The organism is Sivoneniella epilithica UHCC 1019, assembly GCF_040830845.1.
In the GTDB taxonomy this organism is placed as follows: domain Bacteria; phylum Cyanobacteriota; class Cyanobacteriia; order Leptolyngbyales; family Leptolyngbyaceae; genus ULC077BIN1.
Genome location: NZ_JBFPDP010000053.1, coordinates 20035 through 29790, shown reverse-complemented (window position 1 = coordinate 29790; position 9756 = coordinate 20035). Strand labels below are relative to the sequence as shown.

The 9756-nt window shown below is 47.1% G+C and carries 12 protein-coding genes; 6 read left to right on the top strand and 6 right to left on the bottom strand.

The window, feature by feature from the left end:
* Positions 1-543 precede the first annotated feature (543 nt).
* From bchB to AB3R30_RS22730, 3 genes are all read left to right on the top strand, one after another.
* On the top strand, positions 544-2070 hold the full coding sequence (gene bchB, locus AB3R30_RS22740) for a ferredoxin:protochlorophyllide reductase (ATP-dependent) subunit B (protein ID WP_458651500.1): 1527 nt from the start codon (positions 544-546) through the stop codon (positions 2068-2070).
* 30 nt (positions 2071-2100) lie between these two features.
* Positions 2101-2322: a hypothetical protein gene (locus tag AB3R30_RS22735; protein WP_458651499.1), complete on the top strand. Its 222-nt coding sequence runs from the start codon at positions 2101-2103 to the stop codon at positions 2320-2322.
* A gap of 94 nt (positions 2323-2416) precedes the next feature.
* Positions 2417-3331 carry a restriction endonuclease gene (locus AB3R30_RS22730; RefSeq protein ID WP_458651498.1) on the top strand — a complete coding sequence of 305 codons (915 nt, stop codon included), beginning with the start codon at positions 2417-2419 and terminating at the stop codon, positions 3329-3331.
* Positions 3332-3353: 22 nt separating this feature from the next.
* On the opposite strand, the gene AB3R30_RS22725 is transcribed toward AB3R30_RS22730, so the two are convergent.
* The 5 genes from AB3R30_RS22725 to AB3R30_RS22705 all read right to left on the bottom strand — a co-directional run bounded on the left by AB3R30_RS22725 (position 3354) and on the right by AB3R30_RS22705 (position 4869).
* Entirely contained in the window at positions 3354-3509 is a 156-nt protein-coding gene (locus AB3R30_RS22725; RefSeq protein ID WP_458651497.1) for a hypothetical protein, read from the bottom strand.
* 227 nt (positions 3510-3736) lie between these two features.
* Positions 3737-4087, bottom strand: coding sequence for a DUF5615 family PIN-like protein (locus tag AB3R30_RS22720; protein ID WP_458651496.1), 351 nt, complete (start codon positions 4085-4087; stop codon positions 3737-3739).
* Positions 4084-4482, bottom strand: a complete 399-nt coding sequence (locus tag AB3R30_RS22715; protein ID WP_458651495.1) for a DUF433 domain-containing protein — start codon at positions 4480-4482, stop codon at positions 4084-4086. Before AB3R30_RS22715 ends, AB3R30_RS22720 begins: the two co-directional genes overlap by 4 nt.
* Positions 4483-4489: 7 nt before the next feature.
* Positions 4490-4642, bottom strand: coding sequence for a DUF5615 family PIN-like protein (locus AB3R30_RS22710; protein ID WP_458651494.1), 153 nt, complete (start codon positions 4640-4642; stop codon positions 4490-4492).
* Positions 4639-4869: a DUF433 domain-containing protein gene (locus tag AB3R30_RS22705; RefSeq protein ID WP_458651493.1), complete on the bottom strand. Its 231-nt coding sequence runs from the start codon at positions 4867-4869 to the stop codon at positions 4639-4641. The genes AB3R30_RS22710 and AB3R30_RS22705 overlap by 4 nt, the downstream gene beginning before the upstream one ends.
* 243 nt (positions 4870-5112) lie before the next feature.
* Between AB3R30_RS22705 and AB3R30_RS22700 the strand changes: the two genes are divergently transcribed.
* Together AB3R30_RS22700 and AB3R30_RS22695 are read left to right on the top strand one after the other, a co-directional pair.
* Positions 5113-6408: a flavin monoamine oxidase family protein gene (locus AB3R30_RS22700; RefSeq protein ID WP_458651492.1), complete on the top strand. Its 1296-nt coding sequence runs from the start codon at positions 5113-5115 to the stop codon at positions 6406-6408.
* A 50-nt stretch (positions 6409-6458) separates the two neighbouring features.
* Positions 6459-7631 (top strand): serine/threonine protein kinase, encoded by a 1173-nt coding sequence (locus AB3R30_RS22695; RefSeq protein ID WP_458651491.1) that lies wholly within the window; start codon positions 6459-6461, stop codon positions 7629-7631.
* Between the two features lie 24 nt (positions 7632-7655).
* On the opposite strand, the gene AB3R30_RS22690 is transcribed toward AB3R30_RS22695, so the two are convergent.
* On the bottom strand, positions 7656-8327 hold the full coding sequence (locus AB3R30_RS22690) for an ABC transporter ATP-binding protein (RefSeq protein ID WP_458651490.1): 672 nt from the start codon (positions 8325-8327) through the stop codon (positions 7656-7658).
* 110 nt (positions 8328-8437) lie between these two features.
* Here AB3R30_RS22690 and AB3R30_RS22685 point away from each other — a divergent pair, with 110 nt between their 5' ends.
* Positions 8438-9397, top strand: coding sequence for a DUF4351 domain-containing protein (locus AB3R30_RS22685; protein WP_458651489.1), 960 nt, complete (start codon positions 8438-8440; stop codon positions 9395-9397).
* Positions 9398-9756 lie beyond the last annotated feature (359 nt).

The following is a 9756-nucleotide window of genomic DNA, read 5'->3' as shown; positions in this document are numbered from 1 at the left end:
ATCCGGGCTGGATTGACAATGCTCACCTGATGTCCTGCCTGGTAGAGAACTTCAGCAACAGCCTCCCCATAGGTGCTTGCTTCCCGCAGGGTATGCCACGCCCTTACATAAGTAGGTTGTATGAAATTTTCGAGGCAAGTTTGATGCCAACGGACACAATGCAATAAGAATCATGTCAGAAAACCCTGAATATTCACTGCGATCGTAACTCTTGAAAACCAATCAGATTAGGGCTTATAGATACTTTGCTTATTGATCTTAAATAATCTAAAGAAACTCAAATGATTTGCTGATATCCTCTCGGTTTTTGAGACAATCAGTGATCAACACCGCCAAACTAAGTGCAGAGTAAGAATATCGGCATTGCTGGATCTGGGGATGAAATTTGTAGGGGCAATCCCTTGTGCTTGCCCTCCATCTACTCAGGGTAGGCACAAGACCTACCCCTACAGTCAAAAATCATCCTTGCATTCAGCAACGCCAGAATATCAACTCAAAACTTACAGTCTGATCTCCAACCCTATTCCCCAAAAGAGGCACTCTATGAAACTGGCTTATTGGATGTACGCAGGTCCAGCGCACATTGGCACTCTTCGCGTTGCCACTTCCTTTAAAAACGTCCATGCCATCATGCATGCCCCCATTGGTGACGATTATTTCAACGTCATGCGATCGATGTTGTCGCGAGAAAAAGATTTTACTCCAGTGACGACTAGCGTGGTCGATCGCCATGTGTTGGCGCGTGGCTCCCAAGAAAAAGTCGTAGACAACATCGTCCGTAAAGATGCTGAAGAACATCCCGACTTGATTGTGTTGACTCCCACCTGCACCTCCAGCATTTTGCAAGAAGACCTGGAAAATTTTGTTCAGCGTGCCCAAATCGAATCGAAAGGCGACGTGTTGCTAGCAGATGTGAACCACTACCGCGTCAACGAACTGCAAGCCGCCGATCGCACCCTACATCAAATCATCCAGTTCTACATTGAAAAAGCCCGTAAAAAAGGTGACATTGCCACTACTAAAACTGAGAAGCCTTCCGTTAACATCATCGGTATTTCTACCCTAGGCTTCCACAATAACCACGACTGCACCGAGCTAAAACGGCTGATGGCAGACTTGGGGATTGAGGTGAATGAAATCATTCCTGAAGGCGCTTCCGTTCATAATCTGAAAAACCTGCCGAAAGCCTGGTTTAACCTGGTGCCCTATCGGGAACTTGGCATGATGGCAGCGGAATATCTAGAGCAAGAATTTGGGATGCCCTACATCGACATTACGCCGATGGGTGTCGTGGAAACGGCGCGCTGCATTCGCAAAATTCAGCAGGTGATCAATGCTCAGGGCGGGGCGGTTGATTATGATGCCTACATCGAAAACCAGACTATCAACATTTCCCAAGCTGCCTGGTTCTCGCGATCGATTGACTGCCAAAACCTGACGGGCAAAAAAGCAGTAGTTTACGGCGATAGCACCCACGCCGCCGCCATTACCAAAATTCTTTCTCGCGAAATGGGGATTCACGTGGTTTGGGCTGGCACTTTTTGCAAATATGACGAAGAGTGGTTCCGAGAGCAGGTCAGTGGATACTGCGATGAAGTCATTATCACTGATGATCATGGCGTAGTTGGCGATGCGGTTGCCCGTGTGGAACCCTCTGCCATCTTTGGCACCCAAATGGAACGCCATGTAGGTAAGCGATTAGACATTCCCTGCGGCGTGATTTCATCCCCAATTCATGTGCAAAACTTCCCGATTGGCTATAAGCCATTTCTCGGCTACGAAGGCACCAATCAGCTTGTGGATCTAATCTACAACTCGTTCACTTTGGGCATGGAAGATCACTTGCTGGAGATCTTTGGCGGTCACGATACCAAAGAAGTGATCACACGCGGAATGTCTGCCGACTCCGACATGAACTGGAGCAAAGACGGCACAGCAGAACTCAACAAAATCCCCGGTTTCGTGCGCGGCAAGGTGAAACGCAATACTGAGAAATTTGCTCGCGATCGCGGCATTGAAGTGATCACCGCTGAAGTCCTCTACGCTGCCAAAGAAGCCGTTGGCGCATAATAGGGATAGTCGTTTTGTGGAGAGATTTTGATGACTCGCTCAGTTTTGTTTCATGAACTTGTTGAGTATGTTGACGAACTCTCCATAGACGATCAAGAGATGCTGTTTGACCTGATTCGCAAACGCCGCATTGAAAAGCGACGAGCAGAAATCGCTGAAAATGCGGCACAAACTCTGGCGGCTGTCCGTGCTGGAACTGCAAAAAGTGGATCAGTTGAAGACTTAAAAGCTGACTTGCTGCGAGAAGATTAGGGGCGATCGTACAAGAGTAAGAATTTTTTATCAACCTACGCTAAGTCAGTAAAAGAACGGGCACTCTAGAAATAGATTCAAAAACTTAGCCCCTATGACCATTCCAGACTTTCAAAGCATCATGCTACCTCTGATGCAATTTGCCAGCGACGAGAAAGAGCATTCATCGAAAGAATCTATTGAGTATTTAGCAAACTACTTCAACTTGACCGATGAAGAGAAAAAAGAGCCACTTCCAAGCGGAAAGCAGCCTATTTTTAGCAATCGAATTGGTTGGGCTAAATCTCATCTCAATCGGGCAGGACTACTAGAATCGCCAAGACGATCAATTTTTAAGATTACAGATAGAGGTAGTGAAATTCTTGCTCAAAACCCTGTAATCCTTAATATGAAAGTCCTCAAACAATTTCCCGAATATTTGGAATTCATTGGCAGTACAAACAATCAGGAAAAAGCTACTACTCCTACAGAAGATGATCCAATTAGTCAGGATACTCCAGAAGAAATTGTGGAATATGGCTATCAAAAAATCCGACAAGCCTTAGCCCAAGATATCCTTGCAAAAGTTAAAAGTTTTTCGCCTACTTTCTTTGAGCAGTTGGTGGTGGAGCTACTGGTCAAAATGGGATATGGCGGTTCGATTAAAGAGGCGGGTCGGGCGATCGGCAAAACAAATGATGAAGGCATTGACGGCATTATCAAGGAAGATCGGTTAGGTCTAGACGCGATCTACATTCAAGCAAAGCGATGGAACGATACAGTAGGTCGTCCTGAAATTCAGAAGTTTGTGGGTGCGCTGGCAGGACAAGGAGCCAAGAAAGGTATTTTTATTACCACATCCAAGTTTTCTGATCAGGCAAAAGATTATGCTCCTCGAAATGATACAAAGATAGTTCTGATTGATGGTGAAGAACTTGCCCAATATATGATTGATTTCAATTTGGGCGTTTCAATTGTATCTGAGTATCAAATCAAAAAAATCGATTCTGATTATTTTGGAGATGAGTAGAACTAAATTTTTAGAAAGAAACTTACAAGTTTTTAGCAACTTCTAGAGTAGTGCCTACTGTGTTGCTAAATTGAGTTTTTGGAACCGAAACAGAAGAAACAATCGCGATCAGAAATAGGAACCCAAAAAGGGCGATCGCGGTTTGGAAGAAGAGTGGAAATTCAGAACTCCGTTGCATGGGAACCTCCTAAGTAAGCCGGAACTTGTGAATGTAGGGTAGTGTTCGCTTCAAGTTCCTATACTGATCATCATCTTGGATCACTCCAATTCCTGAAGTGATCTCAAACTTTTGCCATTGTGATATTGATCGCTTAAAACTGGTGCGTCTGCTCAAGAACAGGTAGTGGGGCGATCGCGATTAGAAACACTGAATCACAAAAAACTCCAAAGACCACTGCGATAAATTTAAAGGGGTAACTTAGCAATGCGATCTACCCACTCCTCTGCACTGGATGCTGCCCAAATCAGCAGTAGTTCCTCAATAATGATTTCAGTCGGCGACTTTCTAGAAACGATGATAATTCCTGAGCTTTGGTTGCTAATGATGAACTCAGCAAACTCTAAAGGCATTGTTCTGCGATCATGGCTGACGAGAATACGTTCCTGTTTTGCCGCGATCGCCAATACTTCTGGATCTTTAACCCCTTCTAACCCAGCAGCAAAAGCGGTTTGAAAATCAATTGTAGGTTGTCGGCGTAAAACCCCTGTGACGATTGCCTGATCTAGGTCAGCATCAGCCTGATATCGAACAGTCATGATTCTACTGGCTGTTTTGCGACCTTAGCCTTAGCTGCTTTAGTTTTAGCTGCGGCTTTAACTGCTTGAGCCTTAGTTCCCCTAGCCTTAGTTGCCTTAGCTGTCATCAGTTTGTGATACAAAGCTGGATCAGTAGTTTGCAATTGGGGCATCGAATCGAATGCTGCTTCCTCGGTCGCCAGGTAAGCATTAATCTCAGCAAGATTAGCAAGATAAAAGGCGATCACTCCATAGACCTGTTCCAGGGTTAGTAATGGAAAAGACTGGACAATACTTTCGGGCGACAATCCTTTTTGGAAAGCGTAGGCTATTGAATCGAGGGAAATGCGAGTTCCCTCAACCCAATAGGCATCGTTCCGATACTCTATGTAAGATTTGGCTGCTACAACTGGCATGGATTTATTACCACTCTATCTGCCTTAATCGTAAACGGATTTTGACAGAGGCGATCGCTGCTTTCATGCCCACATCTCGAACGTGAAGCGAATTTGGAAAAAGATCACTCAAACAGTTCGGCAATTTAGTCGACAAGTTTTCATCGAAAAGTAATTTCATGCGGATGCTGAAGCAGTTATAAACCGACGCTCACGATCAGCAGCATAAGCAATGCAGGCTTTTAAATCTTCTCGCGTCAGATCGGGGAAATCGTCGAGAATTTCTGCTTCGGTCATTTCGGAAGCTAGGTACTCAAGCACTTCATAAACCGTAATTCGCAAGCCCCGTACACAAGGCTTACCACCGCGTTTATTGGGTTCGATTGTGATGTAGTTCCGGTAGTTCATCGTTGAAATGATTGTCATTGTGTTTTCGACCTTGGCAAACTCTCAGAGTATGGCTGCGGATCTGGCTCCGCATCAGCACTAACAGATAGCCTAGGCTGCATAACAGATCAATATACTGAAAATTTTCGCATAACACCCTCAGTAACGTTTCACGATCGCCCCTTCAATTCCTGCCGTAGTTGTGTCAAGTCTTTGTAATAGGATTAAAGGCGTTGGTGCAAGTCGGTAGGTTGAGTTGAGCGTATGTCTAAAACGAGCAGTGTGATTGTGGTGGGCGCTGGAATTGCGGGGCTGGCGGCGGCTAGCAGGCTCCAGTCCTTTGGATATAGCGTGATTGTGTTGGAAGGGCGCGATCGCATTGGCGGCAGAATCCACACTGATCGCGGCTGGGGTGTTCCGGTGGAACTGGGCGCAACTTGGGTGCATGGCATGGATGGCAATCCAGTGATAGATTTGGCGCAGCAGTGGGATCTAGAAACGGTGATTACGGACTACGAAAATCTTTGGCTGCATGACACGAAGGGCGTTGTCTTAGAAGATGACGATCAAGTGGAGCTAGAAGAGCAATTTTGGGAAGCGCTGGATGAGGTGGAAGAACTCGTTGAGCAAATGGACGAGCAGAATGAAGCGGATATTTCTTTGCAAACTGCGTTGGATATTGTGTTGAGTAAGTGGGAGCTATCCGCTCAGGATCGGCGCGAGTTGGATTATGCGATCGCCTCGTTGATCGAACATGAATATGCCGCCGACAGCGCCAATTTATCTGCTTACTATTGGGATGAAGGTGAAGAATTTGACGGGGAAGATTGCCTATTTCCCAAGGGCTACGATCAGCTTGTAAGCACAGTGGCAGAGGATTTGGATATTCGCTTAGAGCATTCTGTGCAAACGGTGGAGTATGAGCAAACGGGTGTGCGGGTGCTATGTCAAGATGCCACCTTTGAAGCGGATTATGCGATCGTGACGGTGCCGTTGGGAGTATTGCAAGCAGGTTCTATCACGTTTTCTCCAGCTTTGCCGGATGATAAGCAAAAAGCCATTCACCGCTTGGGTATGGGAGCTTTGAATAAAGTTGTTTTGCGCTTTCCTAAAGTGTTTTGGGAGAAGTCGGCAGAAGTAATTGGCTATATTCCAAAGAAAAAAGGTGAGTGGGTTGAGTTCTTTAATCTCTATCACACCACTGGAAAGCCGATTTTGGTTGGATTTAATGCAGGTAGCTATGCTCGAACCTTAGAAGATTGGACGGATGAGAAGATTGTGGCAGCCGCAATGCAAACTCTGCGAACTATCTACGGTGCAAAAGTCCCTGACCCAACCCATTACGCTGTTACTCGTTGGGGGGCTGATCCGTTTGCTGGCGGTGCCTACTCGTTCCTGGCAACCCACGCCACCGATGAAGATTATGATACGTTGGCGGAACCCGTGGGCGATCGCCTCTTTTTTGCCGGAGAAGCCACGTCCCGACAATATGCCGCAACGGTTCATGGGGCGCTGCTTTCAGGCTGGCGAGAAGCCGATCGCGTCCACAAACTCGACTAGAATAAAATCTTTCGCAACGAAGATCAGAAGCTATAGGCGCTGGAGGAGATATGGCGGGTCAAATTTTGGGCGATCGCTACCAGGTTGAGCGGCAGATCGGCAAACAAACCGGGCGCTGGACGCTGCTTGCCCGCGATCTCCAGACCCAAGAATTGGTTGTCTTGAAACTGCTGTTTATTGATGAGCAACTGCAATGGGATGATCTAAAGCTATTTGAGCGCGAAGTTGAAATCCTCAAATCCCTCTCTCATCCCTCTATCCCATCCTATTTGGGCTACTTTGAACATGAGCTACCTAACGCCAAAGCACTGGCGCTCATTCAAACTTATGTGGAAGGCAAATCGTTAGAGCAATGTTTACAGCAAGGGCGATTGTTTACTGAAGTCGAAACCAAACAAATTGCCAAAGCCCTATTGGGAATTTTGACCTATCTGCACGGACGACAACCGCCCATCATTCATCGGGATCTAAAACCCAGCAATGTCTTACTTGCGAATCGTCAGCTTTATCTAATCGACTTTGGCTCGGTTAAGCGGGTTTCCGGGAATGACACCACTGCCTTCACAGTCGTGGGCACCTATGGCTATATGGCACCCGAACAGTTCAGCGGACGAGCCGTTGCCGCATCCGATTTATTTAGCTTAGGCGCAACTCTGTTAGCCTTGGTTACCGGCACCCAACCCTCTAGCCTGCCGCGTGTGGGCACTAAAATTGACTATGCCAAACTGCCCAATGTTAGCCCAGAGTTTGCCGATTGGTTAGGCTGGCTCTATGAACCCAATTTGGATCGGCGAGCAAAGTCAACCCAGGAAGCCCTTCATGCGCTGGATCACGGACGGCAGGCTGAGACGGCACCCGCAAAAATGATCCCCGCCCGAAAACCTGCGGATACTAAGATTACCTTGACGAAGGAACCGACCTTCTTAGAAATCACTCTGCCAGCGCGGATGGGGCAAGTTCAGCTTCAAATTGATCAGCAGCAAATTTCTCTGACGCAGAAACGATTGGGGATTCAAACCGGGCGATCGCAAACCTCACCCCGCAACGACATCACTAAATTAGAATGTTTGCAATCGGCAGATGCAGATGGAGAGGCGACTTTCATCATTTGGGCAGGCACTCAAAAATATGAACTCAAGAGTACGCCTGCTTTCACTCAACCTGAACTGGACTGGCTAACCTATGAACTTTCCACCTGGCTGAAACTGCCGATCAGCCGCTGAGAAAACCTGTTTATTCTTTTTACTTCAATCTACGACTAAGCCATCTTTGACATGGATGATTCGCTGGGTTTGAGCCGCAATATCGGGTTCGTGGGTGACGATAATGATCGTGATCCCCTGACAGTTCAGGTCTGCCAATAGGTGCATTACTTCTTGGGAGGTTTCGGTATCCAAGGCTCCTGTGGGTTCATCTGCCAACACCAACGCCGGACGGTTGACCAACGCCCGTGCGATCGCGACTCGCTGTTGTTGTCCGCCTGATAGCTGACTAGGGCGGTTTTTCATCCGTTCTGCCAAACCCACCCGGCTTAGGGCTTCTTCTGCCCGTTCTCGGCGCTGCGACTTAGAAACATTGGCATACACCATCGGCAGCATCACATTATCCAGTGCAGTGGCACGAGCTAACAGGTTGAACTGCTGAAACACAAACCCAATCCGGCGATTGCGAATATAAGCCAGTTCATCATTATTAAGTGTGGTTAGGTTTCTGCCTTCTAGCACGTAATGTCCCTGAGTGGGGCGATCGAGACAGCCCAAAATATTCATTAGCGTGGATTTGCCCGACCCAGAAACCCCCATAATCGAGACATATTCCCCTTCTGCGATCGTCAGATCAATCCCTTTCAATACAGGCACATCCACCTCGCCCAATCGGTAGTTTTTTGTGATGTCCTCCATCCAGATCATTGTTGCCATTCAAAGCCTCCCCGTAAATCTGGGCATAAAGTGGATAACTGCGGCACAGCGCCGAAAATGGTACGATTGAACCCCTAGTTTTGCGATCGCCAATTTGATTGTTAATGTCCATGCCACGCTCAGATCAAGATTCCCCCTGGAAGGGCATTTTGCGCCAATATTTCCAGGATGCACTCACATTCTTCTTTCCGCTGACAGCAACCCGGATTGAGTGGAACCGTCCCCATGAGTTTCTGGATAAGGAATTCCAGCAAATTGCCCTGGATGCAGAACTTGGCAAGCGATATGCCGATCAACTGGTTAAAGTATGGCTTAAGCAAGGGCAAGAATTATGGCTATTGATCCACATTGAGGTGCAAGCTAAACCAGAAGCAAACTTTGCTGAGCGGATGCTGGGGTATCATCTGCGGATTTTTGATCGATTTCACCGCCATGCGACCAGTTTAGCAATTCTTTGCGATGGCAATGCCAAGTGGCGACCAAATCATTATCACTTTAGCAATCCCGACACAGAACTGACATTTCGGTTTGGGATGGTGAAGTTGTTAGATTACCGCGATCAGTGGCACGAGTTGGAACAAAACCGTAATCCATTTGCAGTGGTCGTCATGGCGCACTTGAAAGCGCAGGAAACACGACGAGATGCCAATCGCCGGAAAGAGTCAAAGCTAGGCTTAATCCGACGCTTGTATGAACAGGGCTATGATCGACGGGAGATTGTCAACCTATTTCGATTTGTGGATTGGGTTATGATCCTACCAAAGGGATTAGAGCAGGAGTTTTGGCAGGAGTTGAAGGTTTACGAGGAGGAACGACGAATGCCTTACATCACGAGTGTCGAGCAAATAGGGTTTGAACGGGGAATTGAACAAGGAATTGAGCGAGGTGTTCAAAGAGAAGCGCGATCGCTGATCCTCCGACTCCTAAACCGCCGACTGGAAGAATTACCCGATCGCTTTCAGCCGCAAATCGACGCACTCTCCACTGCTCAGTTAGAGGCATTGGGCGAAGCATTACTAGACTTTAGAGAAATCACTGATTTAGACAGTTGGTTACAAGAAAATCGATAGATGCGATCGCCCTTTCTATAAAAGTGATTTCTCTATGAAGGAAAGCGATCGCACCATCCCATCGCATTTTGGTAGTGCCAGTATGTAAAGGATAGAGGGGGAGGGAACTTGCTAATAAGGAGAATCCCAATAGTGTGCAACTAGGCTTAGATGAACGCAGAACTGAGTAATCCTAGGGGAACCCTCACTTGAAATTTGACCTGCCCGGTAACGAAGATAGGATGTCCAAATGATCTTAGGCATGAATTCAGTTGACCGTTGCTGCTACTCATCATTATTCATGTGATCGCACTTCCAACCACATCCACGATGCACTTCTTCAACCTCGATACGTCGCGTCGCAAATCGCATTTGGCAGT

Excerpts from the sequence above, each read along its gene's own strand:
- bchB (WP_458651500.1), top strand. The coding sequence starts at position 544 with ATGAAACTGGCTTATTGGATGTACGCAGGTCCAGCGCACATTGGCACT.
- AB3R30_RS22735 (WP_458651499.1), top strand. The coding sequence starts at position 2,101 with ATGACTCGCTCAGTTTTGTTTCATGAACTTGTTGAGTATGTTGACGAA.
- AB3R30_RS22730 (WP_458651498.1), top strand. The coding sequence starts at position 2,417 with ATGACCATTCCAGACTTTCAAAGCATCATGCTACCTCTGATGCAATTT.
- AB3R30_RS22725 (WP_458651497.1), bottom strand. The coding sequence starts at position 3,509 with ATGCAACGGAGTTCTGAATTTCCACTCTTCTTCCAAACCGCGATCGCC.
- AB3R30_RS22720 (WP_458651496.1), bottom strand. The coding sequence starts at position 4,087 with ATGACTGTTCGATATCAGGCTGATGCTGACCTAGATCAGGCAATCGTC.
- AB3R30_RS22715 (WP_458651495.1), bottom strand. The coding sequence starts at position 4,482 with ATGCCAGTTGTAGCAGCCAAATCTTACATAGAGTATCGGAACGATGCC.
- AB3R30_RS22710 (WP_458651494.1), bottom strand. The coding sequence starts at position 4,642 with ATGAAATTACTTTTCGATGAAAACTTGTCGACTAAATTGCCGAACTGT.
- AB3R30_RS22705 (WP_458651493.1), bottom strand. The coding sequence starts at position 4,869 with ATGAACTACCGGAACTACATCACAATCGAACCCAATAAACGCGGTGGT.
- AB3R30_RS22700 (WP_458651492.1), top strand. The coding sequence starts at position 5,113 with ATGTCTAAAACGAGCAGTGTGATTGTGGTGGGCGCTGGAATTGCGGGG.
- AB3R30_RS22695 (WP_458651491.1), top strand. The coding sequence starts at position 6,459 with ATGGCGGGTCAAATTTTGGGCGATCGCTACCAGGTTGAGCGGCAGATC.
- AB3R30_RS22690 (WP_458651490.1), bottom strand. The coding sequence starts at position 8,327 with ATGGCAACAATGATCTGGATGGAGGACATCACAAAAAACTACCGATTG.
- AB3R30_RS22685 (WP_458651489.1), top strand. The coding sequence starts at position 8,438 with ATGCCACGCTCAGATCAAGATTCCCCCTGGAAGGGCATTTTGCGCCAA.